This is a genomic window from Nitrosospira briensis (assembly GCF_900115125.1).
Classification (GTDB): Bacteria; Pseudomonadota; Gammaproteobacteria; order Burkholderiales; family Nitrosomonadaceae; genus Nitrosospira; species Nitrosospira briensis_A.
Genome location: NZ_FOVJ01000004.1, coordinates 61,476 through 87,610 on the forward strand (window position 1 = coordinate 61,476; position 26,135 = coordinate 87,610).

At 54.1% G+C, this 26,135-nt stretch carries 20 protein-coding genes; 9 read left to right on the forward strand and 11 right to left on the reverse strand.

What is annotated here, in order from left to right; genetic code table 11:
- The first annotated feature begins 203 nt into the window (after window positions 1-203).
- The 3 genes from tagH (at window position 204) to BMZ14_RS09945 (ending at window position 3,423) form a co-directional block, all read left to right on the forward strand.
- Window positions 204-1,979 (forward strand): type VI secretion system-associated FHA domain protein TagH, encoded by a 1,776-nt coding sequence (gene tagH, locus BMZ14_RS09935; RefSeq protein WP_074797126.1) that lies wholly within the window; start codon window positions 204-206, stop codon window positions 1,977-1,979.
- A 78-nt stretch (window positions 1,980-2,057) separates the two neighbouring features.
- A complete protein-coding gene (locus tag BMZ14_RS09940) occupies window positions 2,058-2,825 on the forward strand; it encodes a PP2C family protein-serine/threonine phosphatase (protein WP_074797127.1) in 768 nt (255 codons plus the stop codon).
- Between the two features lie 61 nt (window positions 2,826-2,886).
- Window positions 2,887-3,423, forward strand: coding sequence for an OmpA family protein (locus tag BMZ14_RS09945; protein ID WP_074797128.1), 537 nt, complete (start codon window positions 2,887-2,889; stop codon window positions 3,421-3,423).
- Window positions 3,424-3,514: 91 nt separating this feature from the next.
- Here the strand turns inward: BMZ14_RS09945 and BMZ14_RS09950 are convergent, their stop codons facing one another.
- The 6 genes from BMZ14_RS09950 to tssJ all read right to left on the reverse strand — a co-directional run bounded on the left by BMZ14_RS09950 (window position 3,515) and on the right by tssJ (window position 13,026).
- On the reverse strand, window positions 3,515-5,260 hold the full coding sequence (locus BMZ14_RS09950) for a serine/threonine-protein kinase (RefSeq protein WP_074797129.1): 1,746 nt from the start codon (window positions 5,258-5,260) through the stop codon (window positions 3,515-3,517).
- 29 nt (window positions 5,261-5,289) lie between these two features.
- Window positions 5,290-6,066, reverse strand: coding sequence for a type VI secretion system-associated protein TagF (gene tagF / locus BMZ14_RS09955; RefSeq protein WP_083396748.1), 777 nt, complete (start codon window positions 6,064-6,066; stop codon window positions 5,290-5,292).
- Window positions 6,029-9,634 (reverse strand): type VI secretion system membrane subunit TssM, encoded by a 3,606-nt coding sequence (gene tssM, locus BMZ14_RS09960; RefSeq protein WP_074797130.1) that lies wholly within the window; start codon window positions 9,632-9,634, stop codon window positions 6,029-6,031. The genes tagF and tssM overlap by 38 nt, the downstream gene beginning before the upstream one ends.
- A gap of 89 nt (window positions 9,635-9,723) precedes the next feature.
- The gene (locus BMZ14_RS09965; protein ID WP_256208549.1) at window positions 9,724-10,986 is read right to left on the reverse strand and encodes a DotU family type VI secretion system protein; all 1,263 of its coding nucleotides are present in this window, start codon (window positions 10,984-10,986) and stop codon (window positions 9,724-9,726) included.
- A 94-nt stretch (window positions 10,987-11,080) separates the two neighbouring features.
- The gene (gene tssK, locus BMZ14_RS09970) at window positions 11,081-12,418 is read right to left on the reverse strand and encodes a type VI secretion system baseplate subunit TssK (RefSeq protein WP_074797132.1); all 1,338 of its coding nucleotides are present in this window, start codon (window positions 12,416-12,418) and stop codon (window positions 11,081-11,083) included.
- A gap of 56 nt (window positions 12,419-12,474) precedes the next feature.
- Window positions 12,475-13,026: a type VI secretion system lipoprotein TssJ gene (gene tssJ, locus BMZ14_RS09975; RefSeq protein WP_074797133.1), complete on the reverse strand. Its 552-nt coding sequence runs from the start codon at window positions 13,024-13,026 to the stop codon at window positions 12,475-12,477.
- A gap of 703 nt (window positions 13,027-13,729) precedes the next feature.
- Between tssJ and BMZ14_RS09980 the strand changes: the two genes are divergently transcribed.
- From BMZ14_RS09980 to BMZ14_RS09995, 4 genes are all read left to right on the forward strand, one after another.
- A complete protein-coding gene (locus BMZ14_RS09980) occupies window positions 13,730-13,933 on the forward strand; it encodes a hypothetical protein (RefSeq protein ID WP_143071952.1) in 204 nt (67 codons plus the stop codon).
- Window positions 13,934-14,193: 260 nt separating this feature from the next.
- Window positions 14,194-14,520: a hypothetical protein gene (locus BMZ14_RS09985; protein WP_074797135.1), complete on the forward strand. Its 327-nt coding sequence runs from the start codon at window positions 14,194-14,196 to the stop codon at window positions 14,518-14,520.
- Window positions 14,521-14,663: 143 nt separating this feature from the next.
- Window positions 14,664-15,902 carry an exonuclease/endonuclease/phosphatase family protein gene (locus tag BMZ14_RS09990; protein ID WP_074797136.1) on the forward strand — a complete coding sequence of 413 codons (1,239 nt, stop codon included), beginning with the start codon at window positions 14,664-14,666 and terminating at the stop codon, window positions 15,900-15,902.
- A 45-nt stretch (window positions 15,903-15,947) separates the two neighbouring features.
- Window positions 15,948-16,964, forward strand: coding sequence for a methyltransferase (locus BMZ14_RS09995; RefSeq protein ID WP_074797137.1), 1,017 nt, complete (start codon window positions 15,948-15,950; stop codon window positions 16,962-16,964).
- Window positions 16,965-17,038: 74 nt separating this feature from the next.
- Here the strand turns inward: BMZ14_RS09995 and BMZ14_RS10000 are convergent, their stop codons facing one another.
- Window positions 17,039-17,626, reverse strand: a complete 588-nt coding sequence (locus BMZ14_RS10000; protein WP_074797138.1) for a diguanylate cyclase — start codon at window positions 17,624-17,626, stop codon at window positions 17,039-17,041.
- 225 nt (window positions 17,627-17,851) lie between these two features.
- Window positions 17,852-19,567 (reverse strand): RecQ family ATP-dependent DNA helicase, encoded by a 1,716-nt coding sequence (locus BMZ14_RS10010; protein ID WP_074797140.1) that lies wholly within the window; start codon window positions 19,565-19,567, stop codon window positions 17,852-17,854.
- Between the two features lie 269 nt (window positions 19,568-19,836).
- Between BMZ14_RS10010 and BMZ14_RS10015 the strand changes: the two genes are divergently transcribed.
- Window positions 19,837-21,687: a S9 family peptidase gene (locus tag BMZ14_RS10015; RefSeq protein WP_074797141.1), complete on the forward strand. Its 1,851-nt coding sequence runs from the start codon at window positions 19,837-19,839 to the stop codon at window positions 21,685-21,687.
- A 144-nt stretch (window positions 21,688-21,831) separates the two neighbouring features.
- Here the strand turns inward: BMZ14_RS10015 and BMZ14_RS10020 are convergent, their stop codons facing one another.
- Genes BMZ14_RS10020 through BMZ14_RS10030 form a run of 3 tightly spaced genes read right to left on the reverse strand, consistent with a single transcriptional unit; the run spans window position 21,832 to window position 23,738 of the window.
- Window positions 21,832-22,692: a hypothetical protein gene (locus tag BMZ14_RS10020; RefSeq protein ID WP_074797142.1), complete on the reverse strand. Its 861-nt coding sequence runs from the start codon at window positions 22,690-22,692 to the stop codon at window positions 21,832-21,834.
- Window positions 22,693-22,702: 10 nt separating this feature from the next.
- A complete protein-coding gene (locus BMZ14_RS10025) occupies window positions 22,703-23,104 on the reverse strand; it encodes an ExbD/TolR family protein (protein ID WP_074797143.1) in 402 nt (133 codons plus the stop codon).
- Window positions 23,091-23,738, reverse strand: a complete 648-nt coding sequence (locus BMZ14_RS10030) for a MotA/TolQ/ExbB proton channel family protein (protein WP_074797144.1) — start codon at window positions 23,736-23,738, stop codon at window positions 23,091-23,093. Before BMZ14_RS10030 ends, BMZ14_RS10025 begins: the two co-directional genes overlap by 14 nt.
- 383 nt (window positions 23,739-24,121) lie before the next feature.
- On the opposite strand from BMZ14_RS10030, the gene BMZ14_RS10035 reads away from it, so the two are divergent.
- A complete protein-coding gene (locus BMZ14_RS10035) occupies window positions 24,122-26,134 on the forward strand; it encodes a PAS domain-containing sensor histidine kinase (RefSeq protein ID WP_074797145.1) in 2,013 nt (670 codons plus the stop codon).
- Window position 26,135 lies beyond the last annotated feature (1 nt).

Below are 26,135 nucleotides of genomic sequence, written 5' to 3' on the forward strand. Positions count from 1 at the left end.
TTCCGCTATATTTTTTTGGGGAGTCGGAGTGTCGATGCAGAAGGCCAGGCAGACAGGACAGACACCCCGGATTGCTTCGTTCTGTTGCTTTGGTTTAAGCTTCGAACTTCTGATGTTGGAAGGCACCGTGCCATCAGTTCATCTTGAAAAGCTGCGGAACTTCCAATTGTGTGGGGAAACGGTGTATTGATAGAGATGGTTACATGATTCGCATACGGGTTACTGCTTATAATGGGGCCCCGCCACCGCTGCCTCTCCTGGCGGAGTTTGGCGAATCAGGGGGCAATATCGGCCGGGCGGAAGGAAATGCTCTGGTATTACACGATCCTGCGCGGACTATTTCCAGGACGCATGCGTCCATTGCCTTTCGCGACGGCCGCTACCATATTCGTAACCTTGGGACTGCGATTCCTGTTTACGTAAATGGCCAGCCCTTGGGCAATGGCGGGGATGCGGTTATCGCCGCAGGTGACGAAATTCGCATCGACGGTTACACCATGGCGGTATTGCCAGGGGAGACATCAGCTCCTGGCCCGGGCAACCGCGTTCCTTTCGCATCCGCTACATCTAAAGATGATCCCCTGGCACTATTCGGCGGGCAATCGGAGCGTGGCCCCTTTGATGATCTGCTGACTCCTCCTCCAGGGACTCCGCAGCAAAACCTGGCGCGTCCGGAAATGAAGGAGTCCGCTCATTCTGGCCCGGCGTCCATTATCCCCCCCGATTTTGACCCGTTTGGGGAACGCCCGCTCCCTCAACGGCCAAGGGCCGGTCACGTACCGCGACCTGCTGGGGAATCGCAAGACGTGCTCGATCTCGGGTTTGGACCCTCGATACCCAACCAGAGCATAGACGACTTATTTGGCCTCACCCCCGGAAAAAATTCCGAACCGTTTGCACCTGACTCGCCATTGGCAACGCAGCATGAGCAATCCGATAAGGGGAGCGTGGACCCATTCGTCGCGTTGGGTGTTACACCGGAAAAAAAGTCTTCCGAAGGCCAGGTCCAGCGCGACGATGTTCTCGAATTGCATGGCTCTTTTCGCCCGCCGGAGGCAAAACCTGAGGCCGTCATGCGCGCAGTGCTTCCTCGTGGGGCACAGACCGGCGAGGCTTCTGAAACCAAACCGTACGGCATGGTCCTGTCCTGGGAAAACAAGGAATCAAATCAGGATAGCGGGGAGATCAAGAGCGTGATTATTCCATCGCCAAGGCATGACCGCCGAAAGACGGACAGGCGCCGGCGCGGTATGCAACCCGATGCTGCGCTGCAAGCGGTACCTGAAGCAATCGTTGCTGCACCTTCCGCTAACGTGGCTCCGAAACCCTCAGCCGTGGCGCCAGGCGGCTCTCCGCTGACCCCGACTCCAATGCCCGAACATGACGAGTTGCTTCGTGCGTTTCTTGATGGCGCGGGTGTGCCTGACGTGAGCATACCGGCCGGGCTCACCCCACAGTTTATGGCCCTGCTTGGCCATCTGTTGCGGGAGTCGACACAGGGCACGCTTGATTTACTGCTTGCGCGCACATTGACAAAGCGCGAAGTGCGGGCGGAACTCACGATGATTGCACCCAAGGAAAATAACCCTTTGAAATTCTCTCCCACTGTTGAAGTCGCGCTCACTCATCTGCTAGCCCCGCAGGGACAAGGTTTCCTCGCACCGCTACAGGCAATGCGGGACGCGCATGACGACTTGCGCTCGCATCAATTCGGGTTTATGGCCGGTATGCGAGCGGCGCTGGCCGGTGTGCTCGAGCGTTTCGATCCCACATACCTGGAGGGCCGGCTTACGCAGAAAACGGTTGTGGATGCGTTGTTGCCGATCAATCGTAAAGCCAAGCTATGGGACTTGTTCGCGGAGCGTTACAAAGACATTTCCCGCGAGGCGGAAGAAGATTTTCATGTTCTGTTTGGCAAGGAGTTTCTTCGCGCGTACGAGGCGCAGATCGCCAAGCTTGAACAGGACGATAAGAAATGACACGGCCTGGTTCCTGGCGCGGCATGGACTTATTCAACGATTGATGGCGGAATAGTTCACTATAGGCGGCTTGCTTTCATGCAGCTTGAAATAATAGTACTTTCGAAAGCTGGAGGCCGTGAGGTCAATGAAGATGCATGCGGCTTCTGGTCGGCTCCGGAAGCTTGTTTTTGCGTCCTGTCGGACGGTCTCGGTGGACATTATGGTGGAGATGTCGCTTCGAAACTCGCGGTGCAGCATACGCTCGACTCGTTTCGTGCCATGCCTGAATGTAGCAGCCGGGCAGTCGAGGCGGCATTGCAGGCCGGCAATCTCGCTATCATTCGCGAGCAGCACCGTGACGCCAGGCTCAAGCAGATGCGTGCTACCGCAGTGGTTCTCTCCATTGATACGAAACTTGGTGTCGCGGTGTGGGGACATGTGGGCGATTCGCGCCTGTATTGTTTCCGCGAAGCCCGGATCATCGAGCAGACTCGCGACCACAGCGTAATACAGAGTATGGTCGACGCTGGTTATCTACAGCCCAGGGAACTGCGAGATTCGCCCAATCGCAGCAAATTGCTCGCTGCGCTTGGTAATGAAGAGCAATTCTCGGTCGAGATCATTCCGGTTGCGTTTCCGCTAATGGATGGTGACATATTTCTTCTCTGTAGTGACGGGCTTTGGGAGTATGTAGAGGAAGAAGATATGGAGCGCATGCTAAAGGCAGCTCCTTCCGCTTCCGATTGGTTGAAAGCGCTTGAGAACCGGGTTCTCGAACGCGGGCACAAGGGGCAGGACAATTATTCGGCAATCGCGGTATGGTGTAGAGATCCGGATGAAGCAACACTGCGCGGTCCGGTATGATTGATATGTTTCCGCTGGAATCGCCATGATGTTACGTTGCTAAACTGATCACGGAGGTCATATGAAAACCAGGTCAATAATTGCCTTGATGGCGCTTGCTGCCTTTTCGCTTCCGGTTACCGCGGAGACGACAAAGGTGCTGAGGGGTTCGGAAATCACGGAGTCTGCCTTGATTGATGCGCTGTCGCCGGAAGGAGGCATCCGCACCAGGAGCATTAGAGTATTCCGCGATCAGCCCGACGCCGCGGAGAAAGCGGCAAGTGCGTCCATGTTAATCACGTTTCATACCAACTCCGCCGACCTTACGCCCGAAGCCAGACATTCTCTTGATGTCGTGGGCCGAGCCTTGAATATGGATAAACTGGCAAAGCACAGCTTCATCATAGAAGGACATGCCGATCCGCGCGGCGGACCCGATTTCAACCAGAGACTATCTCAGGAACGGGCACAAACAGTTAGAGATTATCTGGTGCGCAACCACGATATTATGGAAGATCGGTTAACAGCGATCGGTAAAGGAGATCATGAGCTGCTGGATAAGGAAAATCCCATTGCACCTGAAAACCGTCGTGTAACAATCCTGACCAAACCGGAATAATATTACGGGGCGGGGCAACCCGCCGTGAGACGGTAGGGCGCGAGCACCATTCCCGGAAGTTTCCGCATAAGCCGTCGTCCTGGCCGCAGCATCACGTTCCCCGGATTTCCTCAATGGAGAACATGGCGGCTCCATAGGATTCTGAACAGTTGCGCATTGAGACCGCACATATCGCTTTCCCTGCGAATAGTGGGGTAGACCCGGTATAGTCCGAATACAAGCGCGCGGCCTGATCGAGCGGAAATTCAGCAAAAGGATCGACCGCTGCCAGCCCGGCGGCGCTGAAATCGCGTGGCCGATCCGAGACGATCACAACAAAATGGTCGGTTCCAGGCGGGCCCTCAGCTACCATCTTCCATTCAGGGCGAGGCAGATCGAACTGTTCTCCAGCCTTGATGTTGTTGTTCTTGTCCACGGCGTTCGGGAAAAGAAGAAAAAAATCAGAACGGTTTGTGCCGACCATTAAAAGGTATACATAGCCCGCCCTTGCGGAACGGATTCTGAAGCGCAGGAAGTCCTTGCCGATGCGCGTCTGTGCTTTTTCGGTGGATACCGTTACTGCGTGGTTGCGTTCGCGTCCCTCGAATACTTCATCCAGCGCTCTCATTGGATCAAACTGTCGCGCTCCAATGACGTCGGGAGCGGTTGCGACGCTCGAGGTCATCGCGCCCGTTCCAGCAGGCTGCGTCTCCGCGGGCTTGTCGCGTAGCAGAAATATACCTGTTCCAACCGCTGCGAGCAGCATCACAAAGACAGCGATGTAAGGCCCCACCCGCTGCCTGGATATGGTTGATCCATCAGCGGCTGCCCGCGCGGTCGCGCCAGACGGCTCATGCGGTGGCGCTGGCGGATGCTGATGCTGACGTACTGCTGTTAACCCGAGCAAAGCGCGTAGTTCCATAACATTCTGGGGACGGTTTTCAGGCTTGACAGCGAGCGCAAGATCGATTGCCTGCAGGAACTGGACGCTGTATCGTCCTGCTGCCGTTGTGCTCAGGGGAATCAACGAATCCGACATCATACGGCCCACGGAGGGGGCTGGCGGATGCCCGGTGATGGCAAAATACGTTACTGCTGCAAGTGCGTAGATATCAGTCCATGGTCCCTGTCTCATCGCCGGGTCGTCCGCATATTGCTCCACGGGCGCATAGCCCGGCTTGAGGATCACGGTAAGCGCTTGTGTCATATTTCCAATAACTCGACGTGCTGCCCCGAAATCGAGCAGAAGCGGGCGCCCGTCAGGCAGAATCAATATGTTGTCCGGAGCGATATCCCGATGGAGGCAGTGATCGGCGTGAATGACGCCCAGTGCTTCAAGCAGTTGTGCCAACAGCCCCTTGAGCCATGCCTCATCGGGCGGGTCGCTCATGAGGGCTAATGTCTCCTTTAGCGTTACGCCCTGATAGAACGGCATAACCATATAGGCGGTGCCATTGCTTTCCCAGAAGCGGTAAACCTTGACTAGAGAAGGGTGATCGAACTGTGCCAGGAGCTGAGCTTCGTTGATGAAGCTGCGCAAGCCAGCCTGAAAGGTTTCCGCGTTGCGCTCGGACCTCACAACGACTGTTACACCATCATCCCTTCCAGCGAGAGCAGCGGGCATGTATTCCTTGAGCGCCACCTGCCGATGCAAGGAATGGTCGTAAGCAAGATAAACAATGCCGAACCCTCCCGCACCGATGAGGCCGACAATTTCAAACTCGCCCAACTTGCTCCCGATAGGCAAGCTATTCTGATTCGCCGGTTTAGCGCCTGATGCAGCGATCACCGGTTCTTCCGGTATCCGTGTCGGCATAACGGTACTGTCATCATCGCCCTGAGGTGGAGTGGCATTCATGTTGTGTTGTCGTATCGCCTCAAGAAGGGCTATCCGCCGCCCTTCAGGGGAAGATGTGCCTCGAGCATGACGGCAAAATGATTTTCAGGTGGAAGACCCTCGAAGCAGTGCAATAATCCCGGTCCGCCCTCTGAAGGCACCACCCACCAGAAACTTTTACCCGCCGCGCTGGCAGTGAGGATATCTTCTGCCGCCGCATCGAAGAGATCTGCCAGCGAGTTTTCCGTTGGCAGAACGAGCGTCTTGGGAAGGCCATTCGCGCCCTCTCTCCACCATTCCGCCAGTTCTTGCGCGTCCCGGCGTTGCGGGGGCGGCTCAAGTGCCGGAAAGGGGTTGTCGGCGAGATTCCGGTCGAGATCGTCTGGCAGCGCATTGATATTCAGCGTAGCGAGGGCAATGCGCTCCAACGCAGCGTACCACGACTGGGCGGAAAAAACGGTTAACATCATCCCGGGACGGGAATCGACCGGTAATGCAATCGTTAGCGGAAAATAACGCCCCACGCTGTCAACGCTCGGCATGAGCACGCCAGCCCAGATTCCTGTGGACGCGTCGCATGCTCCGGGCATGAGGACAAAACGCCATATCGGCCCGTTGAGATAAAGGTCGAGCCAGCGGCCGCCCAAATGTGCCCGGCTTGCCGCCATGGCATGTTGGAGCCAGGAGTCCCACGCATGGATAAAGCCGGAGGGCAGGCGCCGCGAAATGAAGTCTCCAAGGCACGGAATTTTTCCATACCATCCTGCAATGGGCGAGTCATTGCGGTTCTTACAAGCGTCCGGGGCAGTTGAATTGTTTGAGTTCATTTAAACGAAACGGATTTTGCACGCTGCTGGTAATGACCTCAAAGCGCGCTTTTCTGCCATCGACATTAAATGTGACAACGAATTTCTCCGGTTGAGAAGTCGGTAAGATCTGCATGCCGTCAAGCATGCGGAACAATGCCCAAGGGCCTTCGAATACCTGGCCGGACGCGCCGCTGGCGCTGGCGGGGGAGATTTGCAGGCGGACCTGCGAGCTGCCGCGAGGACCAGGCCATTGCAAGGTCATCGGTATTTGCGGGCCGTGACTGTACTTCACGAGTTGCCCATCGACGTCGAGGATGAACTGTGTAATGGACGCGTCCATCTCGATGGGTTTGAATGTCAGGCTCATGCCCGCTGTGCGGCCACCACCCCGGAAAAATACGTCGCGGATTATTTGGGCCCGGTGAAATTCTTGCAGTGCTCCGGAAGCACTGCCCATATTGGCGTCCCCGACCTTGCGAAAGCTCCAGGGACGTGTTGAAGTATCGACGTATTGAGCCAGATTTTTCTGAAAAAACTCATCCAGAAGTCCGCCGGGGGCGAACAGCCGCGCGAAATCCTCCTGGGTCACGTCCCGAGCACTCTCCTTTACAAAGGGATATCGCCCGGCGATTGCCTTATTGCAGAATTCACCGATCGACGTCTGAAGGGATTGATCCAGGTTGGCTCGGGTCGCACCCAGCGCCTGGCTGACGCCTCCTGTCGAAAGAGTGATAAGCATGGACCTTATGGGTTCTGGCATACGGCCGGCGTCCGCCTTGATTTTAGTGGGGACATCGCTGGGCGGAGGCGCGCTCCCGCCTTTTATCGCGGCCTCGGTCGCGGTAAGAAGCGTGTAAAGTTCGTTGATTTTCTCAGGTATCGAATCAATGGGCGCCGGTTGGCCCGGCACATCTGGGCGCACCATGCGGCGAAGTTCCTTGAACCGGTCATCGACAATGTTTTCCAGTTGTGACTCCGTTGTCGCGGCCTGTGTTTTTCTGGCGGTTTGCCCGAATAACTTCCCCAGTTGGTCACGCGCAGTTTTTACCTTGTCTGCCGCCTTGTCCACTGCTGTTTTTTCGCTCTCTTCGACGTCAGCAAGTGATACCTCTTTTACGATGGCACGCATCAGTGAAATCAAGGGCGAGTCGGTGCCGGACAGAATCCGGGCCATTTCGATACTTCTCTGCAGATTGCCGGCCCGGATCAGCCGGATATCGTTGATAAACGATGACCATATGGACGCGTAATCCTCAAGATACAATCGGCGCACCTCGTTGAGCAGACGTGCTTCCGCCTGGGGATTGATCCACCGGGCACGATCTTTTTCCTCGAGACCCAGGACCCATACTTCTTCATCAGCCAATTGCCCGGTGACTTCCTTCGCGGCTTCGGAAAAAGCCTTGTGATAACCGGCATAGCTGAATAAACCCGGTACGCCCTGGGTAAGGGGTTGCCCGCTGACACGGGTAAAAACCAGCGGAGACGAAGGGCCGCCTGCCTTTGCAATAGTGAATTCCGGAATTTCGGAGCCTACCCCCAGGCGCTTGATGCGATTATAAATCCGTTGCGCGATTGGAGTCTGTGCCACGGTATGGCGTACATTGGCGATTAATTGTTCATTAATGGGAATAGGCGACGATAGCTGGCCGGGGGCGAGAAGATTATCCAGGTGGAATTCCAGTTGGTCGCGCTGCTCAACGGTAACTTCACGGGGGAGGCTGAGCTCCCAGTCCGTAGTGATAAAAACCTTCAGCGCAACAGGATCGAAGTGTTCAGGCTGATGAAGCATGAGATAGGCCTTGAGCCCTTCATATAAAAGCTCCAGATTCGCCCGGCTGCCGGTGCTCAGGAGGCGTTCGATGCGCAGCACAAGCTGAGGCAGGAATGCATCCTGCAATAATTTCCGATAGGCATTGTCAGATGCCGCAGCTAGCTTCTCGCCCTGATAAAGACCCAAACCCATCGAAAGAGGCACATCCTCGTTTTCCCCGGGAGCGGCATCAGTCAAGTCTTTTACCGAGTTAAGGATCGGCAGCAGGCTGACTATATCCACGCTCTGCAGGATCGGCAATTCCTCGACCTTCTCCAGGATCGTGGGAATTTTTGCGTTCACCTCGGCAACATAGTTTTTATTGTTCGAATAGCTGACGCTCCATCCCGCCAGCGCAGCGAGCGTGATCAGCCCGGCAATGCCGAACATGCCCCATTGCAGCGCAGCACGCTTGCGCTCCCAGCGCAAATTCGTGCCGGCCAGCCCGGCCTCGGAGAAGATTACGTCCTTCAGGAGCCGGGTCAGAAAAAAACTTTTGCCACTCGGTTTATTGGGCGGAAGCAGCTTGCGGTCGAGGTGTAGCGCACGGGCGAAACCGCCCATGACCCGATCTATCGGGTTCCCTTCCTGGGTTCCGCTGGTAAAATAGAAGCCCCGCAATAATGGCTGTTGTTCGAAGCGGGAAGGAGAGAATACCTGGTTCAGAAAATCAGCGAGCAGCTCCTTGAGGCGGCTGAATTGCTGAGGGAAAGCATACAGCAGCGAGCGTTTTTCGATGTCCCTTTCCTGCTCCAGCCGGCCGATAAGCCTTTCATTGAGCCGTTTTTCAAGCGCCGAGAACTCGGGCGTAAAGCTCTCGAGCGGGGGCGGGCCCTGTTTTTCAGTGAGCGGGAATGTCACGCCCCATACCTGAGCTCGTTCTTCCTTACCATATTCGCCGAAGAATTCCATGAATCCGGCAAGCAGATCAGCTTTGGTGACCAGGACATAAAGCGGAAAGCGGATATTCAGTTCTTCGTGCAGTTCCTGGATGCGTTTACGTATCGCGCTGGCTTGCGCCTCCCGTTGTGCCGAAGTTTGTTGCAACAGGTCGGTTACGCTGACTGTGACAATGACGCCATTGATGGGTCGGCGGGGACGATATTTTTTTAAAAGCTGCAAGAAACCCGTCCAGGCTGCGCTGTCCGATTCCCGGTTGCTTTCCTGAGTTGTATACCGGCCAGCCGTATCAAGCAATACAGCCTCGTTGGTGAACCACCAATCACAATTACGCGTGCCGCCGATCCCTCGTATTACCTCCTGCCCGAAGCGTTCGGCAAACGGGAATTGAAGCCCGGAGTTAACGAGCGCGGTAGTTTTTCCCGATCCCGGAGCTCCGATGAAGATATACCAGGGAAGTTCGTACACATATTGACGACGAGTGAGAAGGGCGAGAAGGGGGTTTTTGGCGGGACTTCCGAGGCTGGCCTGTTTCAGTACCTCCACTGCTTCTTCAAAACGCTTCCGCAACAGGGCCACTTCTTCGGCGCCCGCACTATCGCCCGGTTGGGGGGGCGCAGACGGATGCCGCAGAAGCCCTTCCATCAGCCTGGCATTGAGGTTTTTCGCCTTGATTGCACGCCAGATGAGTTTGCCGATATATATCGTTATGACAGACGCGATCAGAATCATCCGCACCGTATCCGATTCCAGCGGACGATATTCAGCCACGGCAATCAATGGCCCGACGAACCAGATCAGCAGACTGAGTGCCGCCAGACCCAGAAAAGCCATGGTCCAGTGATTAAACAGGAATTTGAAAACGCTCTTCATCCCCTTTACCTTTTTCCTGAAAGCATGATTCCGCGCTACCAGCCACAGTTTTCACGGATCCCTGCCCGCTGGGGCTATTTAAAAATCTGCTAATCGCGGCCACGAGGGACAGAAAGCGTGATCTCTACCCTGCGATTACGCGCTCGATCTGCCGGTGTGTCATTTAAAGCTATTGGTTCGGCATCGGCCCGCCCCTCCGCACTCAGGCGGCTTTGCAGCGTTCCCTTCTCGGCGAGAATCCGCATTACCGAAAGCGCTCGTTCTTTCGACAGATGCCAATTGGACGGGAACCGTACCGATCTTATCGGCTGATCGTCGGTATGACCGGTCACTTTCACTTGTCCTGGCACCGACTTGAGCGCTACCGCAACGCGTTCAAGAACGGGCAGGAATCGCTGCGAAATGGCCGCGCTGCCGGGCGCGAACAATCCGTCTCCCCTGAGGGTGACGACACTCCGTCCTTCCTCGTCTTTCACCGAGACCAGACCTTCCCTGATTTCGCTGGCAAGAAATTCCGCCAGCCTGGGTTCTGGCGCGGGTAGCGGAGTTGGCTCTGGAATGGGATTTCTAACTCGAATAGATTGAATTTTTGCGAATACGGGGTCTGATGCCTTATTCAGCATGAAGCTGAAGCCCAGATATGCAGCCAACATGATCAGGCCGCATAAAGCGGCCAAAACCCATACCGGCAAGAGAGCGAGGATTTTTGCCCGTTTGATGGGAGCAGCTTGCCAGCGCCCGGATAAATCACGTTCATACTCGCCTCGCTCCTTTTCCAGCAATCTTGCCAGACGTTCGCGCAACGCATCAAGATGGGCCCTGCCGTTTTCCACGACGCGATACCGGCCTTCGAAACCCAAGGCGAGGCAGATATACATGAACTCAAGCAAGTCAAGATTTGCTTTGGGATTTTCAGCCAGCTTCGCGAGCAATTGAAAAAATTTCTCACCGCCCCATGCCTCGTTGTGGAACATTATAAGCAGGCTGTGTTTCGCCCATATTCCGCTACCCCATGGAGTGGACGCCGCGGCCTCATCCAGAAGCGTGCATAGCGCGTAGCGGGCAGCAATAACCTTTTCGGCCGCCACTCCAGCCGCCTTCGCGCGTGTTTCAAATACCTTTATGTTCTGTGCGATGAAATCACGCAGGCCGGATGGGTCGGGGTGGTGCGGTGTTGTGCGTAGCTGGGGCACAATGTTCAGTAAGGGATTGGCAGCGGAGATCAAAGGGTTGAGCCCGGCCGTCGCCGCCAATTCGTCTACTTCTTTTACTCCCGGAGAACCGGGACCGGTAGTGTGCCAATTAGTTGAGGTTTGTCCCGGTGGCGCAGCACGGCCTCCGGGTGAAGGCATTATTACCGTTTTGTCAGAATCCAAAGATGAAAAGGGGTCATCCTGGCTCATAATATAATCCGTTATCGAAGTTATGACCTCATCCGCCGCCGACTCATCCTCTTATCGCCCAGAATTCCAGGGTGAGCCCTGGAAACTCGCCCGCGATGTGCATGGCCAATCCCGCCGAACGTTCAAGCTGCTTCCACATTTCACCTCCGCGTTCGAGCTCGAAGTAACTGAATCCAGCGTGAAAGGGTATCTGCCGAGGTGCCACAGGCAGCGGGTTGAGGGGAATCCCCGGGAGCGCGAGATTGACCAGATCGCGGATGCGTTCGACAGATCCGATCTTGACTTGCGCGGGGAAGCGGTTCCTCAAGGTTTCCGCGGCAACCTGGGCGCCAACTGCAAGGATAAAGCTGGACGTCTTGAACAATTCCACATTGGGAATCTTCGCAAGCCAGTAGCCCTGCGTGCGGTTTTGCAGCTCAATGGAAACCGCATTCTGATCCAATATCATGGTCAATACGCTGCGTATATCAGCAATTAGCGGAAAAAAGCACTGCGCCAGATTGTCATGCTGATATTCCGGGTATCGAGGCGGCCGGCGATTCGCGGCGCCAAATGTCGCAAGATCTCCGGCAAGGCTCAGACATATACTGAACAGGCGCTCGGGATGCAGCAGGGAATGGGCGAGAAAGTGGGCAAAGACAGGTTCGTAGCGGTTAACGGTCTGTAACATGAGAAAATCGGCAACCTCTGCAACTCCACCTCGGCCGGGCTGAGCGACGCGTGCAGCGAGCGTCTCGCCCCGCTGGTGAAGCAGGCCCTGTAATTCGCTTACATATCCGCTCAGAATAAGGTCATCCCCCGCGCATAGCATGGGGGGGATGAACTCCTTTTGTAGAATAAGTTGATTATCTGGCCTACGTTCCGTTACCTGCGCTACGTCCAGCGTCGTATATGCGTCAGTCGCGTCGCGCTTGCGCATGAGCCGCAGCCGCAACTGCCCGACTTGCAGGGAAGTACTGTTGCCGGAACTTGAGTTTGAATCGGCGATCTCGCGCTCTTCTACGGAGAAACGTGCAAGAGTATTCGCCTGAGCATCGGCTTGGTCCGTTTCGTCCATCCCTGGACGTCGCATCGGCAGCGCAAGCACGATGAGTTCGTTCCGGATATCCTCATCAATATCGAGAGGCGCGGGCGAAGTGTCCTCGCCGGGGAAGTCAAATGGTGTGCCGTCAGGAAAGATACCTCGCGCGGTGGTCAGTTGCACCTTGCCGAGCGCCGAGGCGGTACGGTTGAGTTCCATGCTGTGAAACCCCCAGCTATAACCCAGCAGTGGAGCGGCGCGGCCTTCAACCAGCCTTTCTAGGTATCGGTCGTGCTGCTGAAAATGCTGTGGCTGAAGGAACAGGCCTTCAGACCATACCACTTTGTTGTTCCAGGACATCTTATTGGCTCCGGTACCTCGTTCAAAGGGTTATCCCTGACCAACTCCTACTTTATTCATTTTTGAGGCTTTGTGGCTTCAGGCACATTGCCAAGCGGGGCCGGCTTCCCGGATGTCACGCCACATAAAAAGGAGCATTCTTTCTCTGCACCGATAAGTATTTTGCTCGCATCAACTTGAATGAAGACATTCGAAATTTTCTCCTTCTGGGGGATAGCCAGCGTCGCGCCCCACTGGGAATGCTCGAGATCCCTGAAGGCAGCCACCGCAGCAAGGTGGCGGGTATCGGGTTGCAAGGGCCTGTCGAGCTCCAGTTTTTCGCCTGGCTGGAGCTGGAATACTTCAACGTTGAGCAATTCCGCACCGAGCGTCTTTTGCTCGCTGTCGAAGATGGAGAAGAAATCGGCGGCATTGAAAGCAGCAACTGATTTGAGTTCATAAAGTTTAACTATTACCGGCGAAGCTCTGCCATGCGCATCGGGATTCACATTCGTCTGCGCGTGAAGCGAGACTTTTACTATAGTTGGTTTTGGAGTGCTGGCACATCCCAGGAGCAAAAAAAGGGCGGCGACGGAAGTGACCAGGTGAGCGGGTAATCCAAGTTTCATTTTTTTTCCCTTGTTTCAGTATGGGTTTACAGCAACTCAGGGCCGGTTTTTGTCGATATATGTCAAACAGCAAAGGTGAACAAGAGAACCCGCGTTCCTGCTCCCGCCATAGAGTCGGCGTATGCTGGCACATTCAATACCTTGGGCAGCAATGACCTCGGAAATGGTTTGGGATTGCTCAGCACTGGTATGATCATGAATAACCTTATAGCATTATATATTCATTTGAATAACGGATACCCGCTATCTTGGATAACCCTGGCTTGCAACGAGTCTTGACCGGCTCTCTATCTCATGTTCGAATATCACAGGATAAAGAGATGTGTCACATAATTGATGTGATGAGGTATCGAAGCGCTAGTCGTGGCACCAATGTGGTAAATTGACTATAAAGATGAGATGAGATGAGATGAGATCCACCGCGGTCCACCGCAATACGAAGGCTTTATGCCGATATGAAAAATCGAACTGAGTTCATCTTCTCTGCACCGATAACGCTACCATTGATCAAGCCATTTTTACTTCTTTGCCATGATTCATGAACTGGACGCGATGCAGGTCTTTGAGGCGGTGTTGTGAAGATCGTATGCTGTCGTCATTCATGTTTCGATTCCTCAAAAATCCGGTGCTGAATCAGCAACACCGGAAATTGCTAGTTTGATCTATCGCTATCATGGATTAGTCAGCACCTGATCAGGAGGCAATGATGCGCGAGTACAAGATTACGTTTCATCCAATTAATCAATCCGAAGCTCCGGTTGGCCCGATCACTGTGAGGGCACAATGGCTGGATGAAGCAGTGGACATGGCATTAGAGAGAATGAAGATTGATTATCCTGATAGATCGCACGATATTAACGATTACAAACCTAATCCACATGCTGTCTGGCGCGACCTGCTGGAATAATTATTCAGTCGAATAAATTTCTTGTGGGTTCTAATGGTGGGAAGGGCCAATAGGCGCTGGATAGACCTCACGGGCAAGCATTCCCACTCCTGATCCTGGGCTCTGTCTTACATATCATGGCGGCTTGCATGCGTGCGGTGAGTGATCCTATCCTAGCACTTTGTTCTGCGCTTGACCTGTAACATAGGGGTTGTTTCGTCACTCATTGCATCAATCTTTATCCGCTTCCTCGGAGAGTTTGCCGATATTTTTACGAAAATATGAAAACCACCGTAATCGCATTATTGGCTATCCCACTGCTGGCTGCTTGTGCCGGTCCACCCGACTACGAGCAGACTTCACAGAAACTGAATGATGGGGCCACGCATTATTTCATCAAAACTAAATTGGGGCCTTGCCCGACAAGCCGGGATTGGGCGGTCCGGACGCTGGCAAAGCGCGCTAATGAAATTTGTAAATCGGGATATATACTTGTTAACGAGCAGGCGCCCATACTTCTGAATCAAATGGGGCCGCCCCCCAAAGACACAAAGCTTTTATGGCAAATTAAATGCAAGGAGGCTGAGCAGCGACCTCCCTTGAAGTAAAACGGTCCATGAGCTTATGAAAAAACAAGATATGGATTCCAGGTAATAATGCTATTGGCGAGGCAAATTCAGGCCCGAACTGCTATACATAATATTCGCCTTCCCATCCCACGGTTTGTTGCCGCCTCTTCAGGAGAGCTTCCATGTCTCTTCCCCGCCTCATTTCCTTTTTGGCAATCCTGTTAGCGCTATTGCCGGCCAGCGTACAAAGCAAGGAGACTTCCCCGATAGGTATCGCTGTTTTCAACATGGCTTGGGCTGGAACCATTGACAACTTCAAGCGCCATGTCGAAGTTTGTAGTGCAGCCGGTGTCAACTGGTGCGACACGCGGGCCAGGATTTCGCGGGGAGCGCAGAATGCAACGCCGGAAGAGGAAGCGCGGGCAAGGCGATGCCTGGACGCAACCATTGCTGCAGCGGGCAGCTTCGATGAGGCGATGATGATCGCTCCTTGCAATGCTTATGGGACGAGGAAGAATCCCGGCAGGGTTGAAACCGAGGAGAATTACAACGTCAAGTTGGATGGATTGCGGGCCACCGTCGAGAATTTGATCCAGAACAAGAAAATGAGGATCATTGCCTTTCAGGAAGTAAAGTCGCAGGAGATTATCGAGCACGTACTCGGCAAATTCGTGGAGCAGTTTAACGTGTGTGTCGCGCCGCATACCACGTTTCAAACGGTTGCGTTCGCGTGGGATAAAACCATATCTTCTGGTGCATATGGCTGCGTGCCCAACCCGGACCTTGCAATCTCGGAGCAGCCTAAGGATGACGAGGATGAGGCCTTCTCACATCGTGTCAGGCCGGGTCTGTCACTGGAACTGGTAGTCAATGGCTCACCGGTGACTTTTCTGAATATTCATCTCAAGTCCGGCTGTGCCAACCTGAAAACGTCGGGCGGCTTCCCTGGGCGCAAGATGACCGACCCCCATGCAAACTGCATCATGCTCAACCGCCAGATCCCCATCCTTGAGGATTGGGTCGATTATGTGGCCAGGGAAAGTCCTCGATTTGTATTACTCGGAGACTTTAATCGCAGGATAGACGAGGAGGCCAAGGCTGCGGTTACGGAAACCGAAGTTCGCGCTGATGGCACAGATCCCTCCGGACCCAATACAAAGGACGAGTTGGGCAGGGTGAAGAGCAACTATCTGTGGCAGGAAATTGCTGATGGGGCGCCGCTTATGCACCAGGTGCCCCTGACGTCAACAGAGCGTGGATGCACGGGTTTTACGGGACTGGATCATATTGTTATCAGCGACCCTATCAAGCTGGCACACGCTGGCGTACTTGAATCCGGGAAGATTGCCGTGGTAAAAAGAAAGCGGCAACACATTGCGACAAGCGATCATTGTCCAAGGATAACGATTCTCGAGTTGTGATTTTCCGGTTTTTCATTAAACCATTTCATATAAGCGGAGCAATCGATGGACAAGCAGCAACTTACTCCCGAAAATATCTTGCAGACCGGCATGGCTTTCTGGCCGGCAAAAACTTTGCTCTGCGCTGTCGAGTTGGGCATTTTCACGGAACTGGCGCGAGGCCCGATGAGCCTGGATACGCTCCGGGAGCGTGTAGGATTACACCCTCGCGGCGCGCGGGATTTCCTCGATGCGCTGGTAGCGCTAGGCTTTCTGAAGCGCGAAATTGACGACTACAGCAATACGCCTGAAACAGACCTGTTCCTCGACCGCAATAAACTTTCCTATGTCGGAGGCATTCTCGAGATGGCAAATCGCCGCCTCTACCCGATCTGGAACAACCTCACCGAGGCGCTGCGCACTGGCGAACCACAAAATGAATGCAAGAATAATGAAGCGGACCTTTTCGAGACGCTATATGCCGATCCCGCCGGCTTGAAAGAATTCCTCTCGGCCATGACCGGCATCAGCCATGCGGCAAATTCGATCATTGCGCGCATCTTTCCGTGGAAGGATTATCAGACCTTCGCCGACATAGGCACCGCACAGGGAGACCTGGCGGTACAGATCGCGCTGGCAAATCCTCACATGCGCGGCCTTGGGTTCGACCGGCCCGAAGTCGGGCCGATTTTTGAGCAGTATGCGGAAACCACAGGTGTCGCCGACCGGGTCGTTTTCATGCCCGGCAACTTCTTTGAGGACGATCTGCCCAAGGCAGACGTTGTTCTGATGGGGCATATCCTGCACGACTGGGATCTGCCAACGAAAAAGATGCTCATCGGCAAGGCATTCGATGCGATTCCTCCAGGTGGCGCATTCATTGTGTATGACGCCATTATTGACGATGAGCGTTCCAGGAACGCGCACGGGTTGATGATGAGTCTGAACATGCTGATAGAGACGCCCGGAGGCTTCGATTACACGGGGGCCGACTGCAAGGAGTGGATGAAAGAAGCAGGATTTTCCAGCGCTCGGCTAGAGCCCCTGATTGGGTCGGACTCTATTGTAATCGGCATCAAATAGAAATAGGGTAGGGCACCTCACGGGCCTATCGGGAAATCTCTACCCTGCAGATGCAGAACACAAAATGGCACAGTTCAGCGGTTTTTCGGCGCGCCGGCCTTGCCGGGAGCAAGCGCGCCGCGTTTGGCCCGCAGTGTGCGGAAAAGCTCTTCGATGTAGGGGATGAGTTCGAACAAAAGGATGGCAGCCATGACGGAAAGGATATAACCGGTCGGCAGTGGCTCTTCCTTCCAGGCAAGGTCGAACCGGGCAGTCTCCGGACCAAAGCCGAAGAGCGCCTGAAACTGGCCCCAGTGAAGGGAGATAATGAACAGGATCGCCATCAGCGGGATCATCTCCAGGAAGCTGTGCACATGCTGCTCGGCCGGTGACACGTTTCGCTGGCTGACCGCGTAGGTCACGTCCCAGAATGAGGTGGCTTCGTGGAGGATAAACGCAGCAATCATGAAGGCAATAATGCCAGCGTTTATCTCCAGAAAGATCGCCGCGAGCAGCGGCAGGCCGAGTTCCGCGAACATGAGAAGGTGGAGCAGGGATTCTTTGGGGCCAGACGTTGTTTCGATATGCGAGGCGCGGTGGCAGAGCCAATCGGCGCAACCTGCCAACAGCCATACCGGCAATATGAAATACATCAGTATGAGAACAGCGGCATCGTTCTGCATGAGTGCTCTCTCCGCTCAACAGCGCACTGATGTACGCCCTTGATTCGGCCACGAGAATGCTGGCCCCTTATCTCATCAGTGTCCTTAGTGCCCCTCAGTGCATCCAGGATCAGCCAGAGGAAACTATTTGCCATGGCGTCAACGAAAGGCAAGGTAAAGCAGAGCCCCTTTTCTTTATAGCCGATATTGGTTAGCTCGTCGCGACGATCACAGCGGAAAGACCATTTATTCCCCCCCGCCAGCCGCATCCTGGGTAGGTTTCACATAGCTTTTCAGGAATGTGCGCTTCCTGCTATCGGGAAAAAGTATCGTCACCATGTCGGCGGTGGCGCTGACGACCTGGCCTTTTCCTGCCTTCGGGACATCGACCTCCGCGCCAATGCGGAACGAGGGTTGTGTCCTTGGCTTTTCCGGCTCAGCTGTGCGCCGATTCCTCACAGGCAGTGCGGCCAGCGCCTTTTCGGGAGGGTTCCTGCAGTTATCGCAGTGGCCGCAATGACTCCATGCAGCATTCTCGTTGAAGTACTCCAGCAGAACCTTCCACCGGCAAAATCCGCTTTGTGCATAAAACACCATGCGTTCCAGCGCCTGCCGGTCATGATCTCCCTTGCTGCGTGAAGTCTCGGCAAGCCGAATCAGGTCTTCGGGCTTCACGCTCTTTTTTCGCAACCGGTAGCCCAGATGGCTGTCGCGTGTAACGATGCCCCCGTCCTCCAGCAATCTCAGCAAGACCTGGAGTTTACGAACTGAAAATTGGCTGGTTCTTTCATGAAGCTGGTCAAATTCAGCCGCACCGCGTTCCGTCAGCAGGCCTTGTATTCCTTGATACACATCATGCAGTTCCCCCTGCTCGGGATAATGCCGCGCCAGAAAGAATTGCTGTATGCGTTTATCCTGTATGTCATAGAGCAGCGTGCAATCGGCGGTTCTTCCATCACGGCCGGCACGGCCGGATTCCTGATAGTATGCCTCGAGATTCCCCGGTATCTGGAAGTGCACCACAAACCGGATGTCGGGCTTGTCGATTCCCATGCCAAACGCATTCGTTGCCACCATGACCCTGCTTTGGCCTTCCATGAAGCGTTCCTGATTTTCGCTGCGCACTTTTTTTGGGAGACGCCCGTGGTAGTGCGTCACGCTGATATCCGCCGTCTGAAGCGCCAGCACCAGTTCCTCCACGGCTTTTACGGTGGCGGTATAAATGATGCCGCTTCCCTGGCTTTTCTGAATCAGATCTTGCAGCTTCTTCAGTTTTTCTTCGGGGCTCGTAACATGTATCACGCTGTAATTCAGATTCGGACGATAAATGCCGGTATTGACGATGTGCATGGGACGCCCGAGCTGTCGCGCGATGTCGTCGATCACCTCCGGCGTAGCGGTTGCGGTCAACCCGAGCACGGGGGGATTGCCCAACGCCTTGATTGCGTCATCCAGCGCGAGATAAGCTGGCCGGAAATCATGGCCCCATTCCGATATGCAGTGTGCTTCGTCCACAACAAACAGATTGATGGTGATGCGCTTCAGGTTGGCGATAAAGTCCGGGTCGGACATGCGCTCGGGCGTGACAAACACGACGTCACTGTGGGACCCGCGGATGTTTTGCAATGTTTCCGATTCTTCCCCGGTATTCAGCGTACTGTTGACCTGTGCCGCATCAGCCCCTACCTCTTCAAGCTTCTCGGCCTGATCCTTCATCAGCGAAATCAGCGGCGACACGACAATGGCGGTACCGGGCAGATTCAGGGCTGGCAATTGGTAACAAAGCGATTTCCCACTGCCGGTCGGCATGACTGCAAGCGTGTCCCGTCCATCCAGCACGCTTTGGATGACTTCCCTCTGGCCCGGCCTCAGGTGAGGAAGGCCAAATACTTCGTGCAGGCTCTCTTCCAGGAGATCCTGATCCTCGGCTGAACTGTCTGTGTCAGGAATTTCCTTAGTCATCGTTCTGCCCGCATCTCCACTATTGCTGAAAGCTACCTGCCTGAATGCCGATTCCCCTGGCACTTCAACAGCAGGGTATCGGAATCACGGAATCTTTCAAACAATTAAAATCCCGAATGGTTTTATAGTAGTCCAAACTAATGCAGTCGCTGGCCGTCCACCCTCATCTGGATAATGAAAAACGGGGGTCGGCCCAATGCCCGTCTAAGATATACTTTGATTTAACGTGCGTATCCCTCATCAACCATCAATCAAAAACCGTTCTTCACATGAAACGCTATACGATAGATCAGTTCATGGCAACGACTTCCATATTGGGGGCTTCGTTTAGCGCTGATGAGAAGCGTATTCTTTTCAGCAGCAATGCGTCCGGTATCTTCAACGCCTATACGCTGCCGGTGGACGGGGGCACGCCAGAGCCCTTGACGCAGTCTACTGTCGATAGCACTTTTTCGGTCTGCTTTTTTCCTCATGATGATCGTGTCCTGTTTACTCGTGATCAGGGCGGCGATGAAAATTATCACCTTTTGCTGAGTACGCCGGATGGCGCGGAAACAGACTTGACGCCTGGAGACAGTCTCAAAGCCCAGTTCATGGGCTGGCGACCTGATGGAAGTGCTTTTTTTGTTGCCACCAACGAGCGCGACCCACGGTTCTTCGATCTGTATCGCTATGATGCCAGGACCTACGCTCGGACCTTGCTATACAGGAATGAGCAGGGATTCGACGTGGGGCCCATCAGCCGCGACGAGCGCTGGATCGCCCTTAACAGGGCCAATACCACGTCCGATAGTGATATTTACCTGTTCGATGTAGCCAGGGAAGAGGTAAGACACCTGACCCCTCACGAGGGCGCGATAAGCTTTCGTGCCGAGACTTTCGATCCTGCTTCCCGGAAACTGTTCTTCCTCACCAATGAGGGGAGCGAGTTCAAGCGCCTGTGCACTTATGACCTGGCCAGCGGCATTGTCCGGGATCATGAAAGTGCGGACTGGGATGTGGTGAACACCTATTTTTCCAGGAATGGGCGGTACCGGGTTACGGGGATCAACCAGGACGGCAGCATAGTGATCCGCGTTGCGGAGATGGTAGAGGGTGAAAGCGCCGGAGCGAAAGGGGAGAAACCAGCGGAGCTTCCTGTTTTGCCGGAAGGAGAAATCCGTGGCGTGGTATTTTCGCAGAGCAGTGCTCGCATGGCTTTTTATGTGAACGGCGACCGTTCCCCCGATAACCTGTTCGTTCACGACTTCGAGACTGGCCAGTTCAAGCAGCTCACGCAGAGTCTGAGCAAGGAAATCGACCCGTCGGACCTGGTGGAAGCGCAAGTAGTGCGCTTCAGGTCCTTCGATGGAATGGTGATACCTTCTATCTATTACAAGCCGCATGAAGCGACAGCCATCAATAAAGTGCCGGCCATTGTGTATGTTCACGGCGGGCCCGGCGGCCAGACCATGCGCGGGTATACGGCTCAGATTCAATATCTGGTGAATCATGGCTATGCCGTACTGGGAATCAACAACCGAGGGAGTTCCGGCTACGGCAAGACCTTCTTTACGGCCGCTAATCGAAAGCATGGGCGTGAGCCGCTGTGGGATTGTATCGAGGCCAAGACGTTTCTTGCGAGCCTGGGTTACATCGACCACGAGCGTATCGGCATCATGGGTGCGAGCTATGGCGGCTATATGACCTTGTCAGCCCTGGCGTTCCGCCCGGAGGCTTTCAAGGTGGGTGTGGATATTTTTGGCGTCAGTAATTGGCTGAGAACGCTGGAAAGCATACCTCCCTACTGGGAGTCCGTCCGAAAGGCCATTTACGATGAGATCGGTGATCCTGTGAATGACATCGACATTCTCGTCGCCACATCGCCGCTCTTTCATGCAAAGGAAATAAGAAAGCCTTTAATGGTTATTCAAGGCGCAAACGATCCTCGAGTCGTCAAAGCAGAAAGCGATGAGATCGTGGAGGCCGCCAGGAAGCATGGCGTTTCGGTCGAATACATTGTATTCCCCGATGAAGGCCACGGTTTCACGAAAAAGAAGAATCAAATCGAGGCCAACAGGCGAATACTGGAGTTTCTGGACAAGTACCTGAAAGGCGACAGAATGACGATAGCAAAGTAGGCCGGACTCTGCCCGGCAATGAAGAGATTGGGCGGAGCTCAATCTACTAATTATCATATTGAGTTGTCCTCATACGGCGCAATGCGCTTCGCTTATTGCCCCCTACCTGTAGCTCTGACTAGCCACCCTCTAAAACGTGGCTCCCTATCGTCGAGACGGAACCGCAATATCGCCGAAAAATTCGCGTATCAAAAAATCTTCCAGTCCTTTGCTGTCCTCAAGGCGTGCGGAGAGAACGACCACCCGGTCGAGCCGGTACGATTCCCAGTTGAAATCACCTTTGTGGTATTCGCGGATCAGTTCGATCATTTTCCGCACGACAGCACGTTCTATATCGACACCCGGTGGAGCATCGACCTGTATCAATTCTCGTCGAGGGATGCTGCTATCCTTTTTCCATGCGCGGAACAAGAACTGTGCGTTGCGAGGACCCATTCTGATAATCTGAAATATTCCGCTCGCGCCGGGTTCGCGAAGATTGCGCATGACATTGGCCATTCTGAGTTCTTCTTCCGACGGTTCGCGTTCTATAGTCTCCGGCTCCACGGGCTCATCTTCGAAGATTCCTCCTGCGCTCCGGCGCTCGCGCGTCTCTTTCATGTAATCCAGCAGGTCTTTCGGACGGGCGGAATCCGGAGCTGATTTTTGAGCTGATGGTTGATCTGCCCGGGCTTCGCTTTTTGCCGTTCCTTTTTCGGGAGCAGGCTTTGCCTGTTTTGTTTGTTTTTCCGGAGCCAGACGGGGCTGGGGCCTGGGTTTGGGTTGCGGCTGAGGCTTGATTGGCGGTGCAAGCTTTGGCGCTTTCTTTGGCGCCGGTGTCGATTTTTGTTCCGGTTTTTCTTCAGGCAGTTCCACAAAGGTTGCCTGGATTGGCGCCTGGGTTTCAGCCTCCGGCTTTGGAGCTGTGAGAAGAAATCCAAATGCCCAGATGAGGATTACCCACAGGATGACAGCCAGTGGCAAGGGCCACCAGAATCGAGGGTCCTTCGATCTGGACTTGAGCATGCGTGGGAAATTACTGGTGTTTGACCGCAATCAGAAAGTGCTGCGCACCAGCGGTTCGGGCTCGCAACATCGCCTGCACCACGATGCCTTGCGGCGCATCGCTATCCGCAGATACGACCAGTTTCTGTTCCGAATCCTTGAGTAAAGGTTTGAGCGTATCGGCAAGTGTCTCCAGCGTAACAGGCGTTTTATTGATAAAGATTTGGCTGTCATTAGTCAGCGTCAGCGTGACAGGGGTCTTGGCGCTGAGTTTCTCGGCTTGCCCCTGAGGCAGGTTCACCTGCAGCGAATCGAGATTCTGCATGGACAATGAAGCCAGCATGAATGTCGCGAGCAGGAAAAACATCACGTCGATCAACGGGATGATCTCTATTTTTCCTTTGCGGTAATCCCTGGTTTTACGCCGCTTCATGATTGCTGCCCTCCTGATCCAGACGGATATGATCGATCAGGCGCGTGCCCAGACGCTCCATCTCATCCATGGTTTGCGATTGCAAACGCGAAAAATAATTGAAACCGAAGAGTGCAATCAACGCGATTACCAGGCCGACGACAGTTGCAATGAGTGCTTCAGCAACGCCTCCCGTTACCGCGGTGGGGTTGACGATTCCCTCGCCTCCGATAATCTGGAAAGCACGCATCATGCCGATGACCGTTCCCACGAGCCCGAGCAAGGGCGCGGCAGTGACCGTGGTTTCCAGCACCCAAAGCCAGCGGGAGAGCGATGTTTCTATCAGTTGGGCTTCATCCGCGGCGCGAGATTCGGTCCACCAGGATGGCCGGTGCCTGTTGCTGATCACCACCTCGAAAAACCGCTTGTAATAGTGGCGCTCGTCCAGACCTGAAAGTATCTTTTCAAGATCGTGCCACGCAAAGCCATAAGTCTCCACGAGGTTTAGCAGATCATGCGAAAGGCGGGCATAACGCCAATAGACAAAAGCCTTCTCAAGCATGATCGCCAGCGCTACAACCGCAAGCAAAGATAGCGGAAACATAATAGGACCGCCGACTTTCAAAGCGGTCCAGGTTGCGTTAAGTTCTTGCATGTTTATCTCCGAACTGGGGTGGTGTAGGTGTCCGTGGTAATTGGAAAGGGATTATAAGTTAACGCCTTCTATACGGTTTTCATAAGATGGGTAAAGGAAGGCGAAATTGATGCGATGGGTTGTTGCTTATACCCCACTCATGCAGTAAAAGCACCTGATTCTCGCGCATTGTAATGAAGCGAGAAAGTTTATTGGCTGGGGTCGAGCAGCATGATTCTTCCGCCGCTGCAAGGTCTTGCTCCGGCTCTTCAAGAATAATTTTAATCTGCCAAGCTGTAAAATCTTACAGCTATCCCTGCTGCCTGTTTTAGGGTTTCATAGCTCTGTTATTTTGTGAGTATTGTCTGAAGAAATCAGGATCCGGGTAGCTTCAGATTTTTGTAATGATATCCCCAACTAAAAATCGTGCAGATAGTCTTGTGGGCGTTTCCCGGGTCAAATTCGATATGGTCGCTCTTATACCGATAGAAAACGCGCAAGCAAGGCTTGCGGGCTTTCTCGAGCAGAGTTTAAGCGAGATTTATCTCCTAAATGCGCAGACCCTGCTTTTCGAATTTGCGAGTAAGGGTGCGCAGCGTAACCTGGGTCATGAAGTGGATGCCCTGAGGGCGATGACGCTGTTGGAGATTCAGCCCGAATTTGACGAAGCGTCGTTCCAGGCTTTGATCGCCCCGCTTATGGGTGGCGAGAAAGAGGGGTTGGTTTACGAAACCATGCATTTGCGTGCCGATGGCACGCTTTATCCAGTGGAAGCCCATCTGCAGCGATTCGAGCAACCGGGCCACCTCGAATTTCTTGCGATCATTCTGGACATTACCCACCGCCGCCGCACTGAGGCAGCGTTGCAGGAAAGCGAGGCCCGTTTCCGGGTTATCGTCGACACCATCCCACAGCTTGCGTGGATAGCTGGGCGCGATGGATCACGACTATGGCATAACCAGCGCTGGTACGATTATACGGGGACCACACCGGGAGAAATGCAAGGCTGCGGTTGGCATAAAGTGCATGATCCGGAAATGCTGCCCATGATAATAGAGAATTGGAAAAACGCTGTTGCAACCGGGCAAACGTTCGACATGGAAGTGAAGCTGCGCGGAGCGGATGGGCAGCACAGGATATTCCTGACGCGGGCAGAGCCCTTGAGGAACGCGGACGGCCGTATCGTCCAGTGGTTCGGCACCGATACCGATGTAAATGACCAGAAGCTGGCCGAAATAACCCGGCGCGAAACTGAGAAGCAGCTTCAGGTGGTGATGGAGAACATGCACGACGGCCTCGTGATCTCAGACTTTTCCCGCAAGCTGCTGCATTGGAATCCTGCCGCGCTGAAGATGCACGACATCGATGATCCGGAAGCAGTGCTCGGCGATCTCGATACCTTCGCAAAAATATACGAGCTATCAACGGTGGACGGAGCAGTTCTGTCTATCGATCAATGGCCTTTGACGCGCATCCTGGGTGGGGAGCATCTGCACGATCTGGAGTTGCGGCTTAGACGCTTGGATAGAGATTGGGAACGCGTTCTCAGTTATTCCGGAGCAGTTTTGCACTACGACGACGGCAAGGGACTCGCATTTCTCACTATAAAGGATATTACCGAGCGCAAGTATGCCGAGGAAGCATTACGCGATGCAAAGATAAATCTTGAGCATAAAGTAAGTGAGCGCACGGCCCAGTTACTTGCAAAGAGCAAAGAGCTGGAAAATTTTTGCTATTCCGTATCGCATGATCTCAGGGCTCCACTACGCGGAATAGCGGGTTATAGCCGTCTTCTCCTGGACGGCTACCATGAATGTCTTGATGAGGAAGGCCGAAGTTTTCTGGTCAATGTGCGTGCAGCAACAAAGCATATGACAGATTTAATTGAAGGCCTGCTCTCTTATTCAAAGCTGGAACGGCGCAAGCTGTCGACAACGGCAATCAAACTTTCCAGTTTTATATCCAGGCTATTGGCCCAGTTCCAGGACAGCCTCAAGAATGTACGCCTTACTGTCGACGTTGGTGATTTCGATATTAATGCCGATCCCGAGGGTCTCGCAATAGCTTTGCGTAACCTGGTGGATAATGCCATCAAATTCTCCAGATGTACGGCTGAACCGGCTATTGAAATTCGTGCCCGGTCTGCGGATGGCTTCTGCGTGCTCTCTGTACGCGACAACGGAATCGGGTTTGACATGCATTTTTACGAAAAGATTTTCGAAATATTCCAGCGTCTTCATCGTGCCGAAGACTACCCTGGTACGGGTATCGGACTTGCAATGGTATACAAGGCAATGGAACGGATGGGAGGGCAGGTATGGGCGGAGAGCGAGCGGGGCGCCGGCGCAGTTTTCTACCTGCAATTGCCTCTGGCGAATGCGGTTGAATCAGATACCTCGACAATTAACGGCCCCTAGC

Bases quoted from the DNA above. Each gene is read 5' to 3' on its own strand.
- BMZ14_RS09965 (WP_256208549.1), bottom strand. From the start codon at position 10,986: ATGCCTTCACCCGGAGGCCGTGCTGCGCCACCGGGACAAACCTCAACT.
- BMZ14_RS10000 (WP_074797138.1), bottom strand. From the start codon at position 17,626: ATGCAGAACGATGCCGCTGTTCTCATACTGATGTATTTCATATTGCCG.
- tagH (WP_074797126.1), top strand. From the start codon at position 204: ATGATTCGCATACGGGTTACTGCTTATAATGGGGCCCCGCCACCGCTG.
- BMZ14_RS09950 (WP_074797129.1), bottom strand. From the start codon at position 5,260: ATGAATGCCACTCCACCTCAGGGCGATGATGACAGTACCGTTATGCCG.
- BMZ14_RS10030 (WP_074797144.1), bottom strand. From the start codon at position 23,738: ATGCAAGAACTTAACGCAACCTGGACCGCTTTGAAAGTCGGCGGTCCT.
- tssJ (WP_074797133.1), bottom strand. From the start codon at position 13,026: ATGAAACTTGGATTACCCGCTCACCTGGTCACTTCCGTCGCCGCCCTT.
- tagF (WP_083396748.1), bottom strand. From the start codon at position 6,066: ATGAACTCAAACAATTCAACTGCCCCGGACGCTTGTAAGAACCGCAAT.
- BMZ14_RS10015 (WP_074797141.1), top strand. From the start codon at position 19,837: ATGAAACGCTATACGATAGATCAGTTCATGGCAACGACTTCCATATTG.
- BMZ14_RS10020 (WP_074797142.1), bottom strand. From the start codon at position 22,692: ATGCTCAAGTCCAGATCGAAGGACCCTCGATTCTGGTGGCCCTTGCCA.
- BMZ14_RS09940 (WP_074797127.1), top strand. From the start codon at position 2,058: ATGCAGCTTGAAATAATAGTACTTTCGAAAGCTGGAGGCCGTGAGGTC.
- tssM (WP_074797130.1), bottom strand. From the start codon at position 9,634: ATGAAGAGCGTTTTCAAATTCCTGTTTAATCACTGGACCATGGCTTTT.
- BMZ14_RS10035 (WP_074797145.1), top strand. From the start codon at position 24,122: ATGATATCCCCAACTAAAAATCGTGCAGATAGTCTTGTGGGCGTTTCC.
- BMZ14_RS09980 (WP_143071952.1), top strand. From the start codon at position 13,730: ATGATGCGCGAGTACAAGATTACGTTTCATCCAATTAATCAATCCGAA.
- BMZ14_RS09995 (WP_074797137.1), top strand. From the start codon at position 15,948: ATGGACAAGCAGCAACTTACTCCCGAAAATATCTTGCAGACCGGCATG.
- BMZ14_RS09945 (WP_074797128.1), top strand. From the start codon at position 2,887: ATGAAAACCAGGTCAATAATTGCCTTGATGGCGCTTGCTGCCTTTTCG.
- tssK (WP_074797132.1), bottom strand. From the start codon at position 12,418: ATGTCCTGGAACAACAAAGTGGTATGGTCTGAAGGCCTGTTCCTTCAG.
- BMZ14_RS10025 (WP_074797143.1), bottom strand. From the start codon at position 23,104: ATGAAGCGGCGTAAAACCAGGGATTACCGCAAAGGAAAAATAGAGATC.
- BMZ14_RS09985 (WP_074797135.1), top strand. From the start codon at position 14,194: ATGAAAACCACCGTAATCGCATTATTGGCTATCCCACTGCTGGCTGCT.
- BMZ14_RS10010 (WP_074797140.1), bottom strand. From the start codon at position 19,567: ATGACTAAGGAAATTCCTGACACAGACAGTTCAGCCGAGGATCAGGAT.
- BMZ14_RS09990 (WP_074797136.1), top strand. From the start codon at position 14,664: ATGTCTCTTCCCCGCCTCATTTCCTTTTTGGCAATCCTGTTAGCGCTA.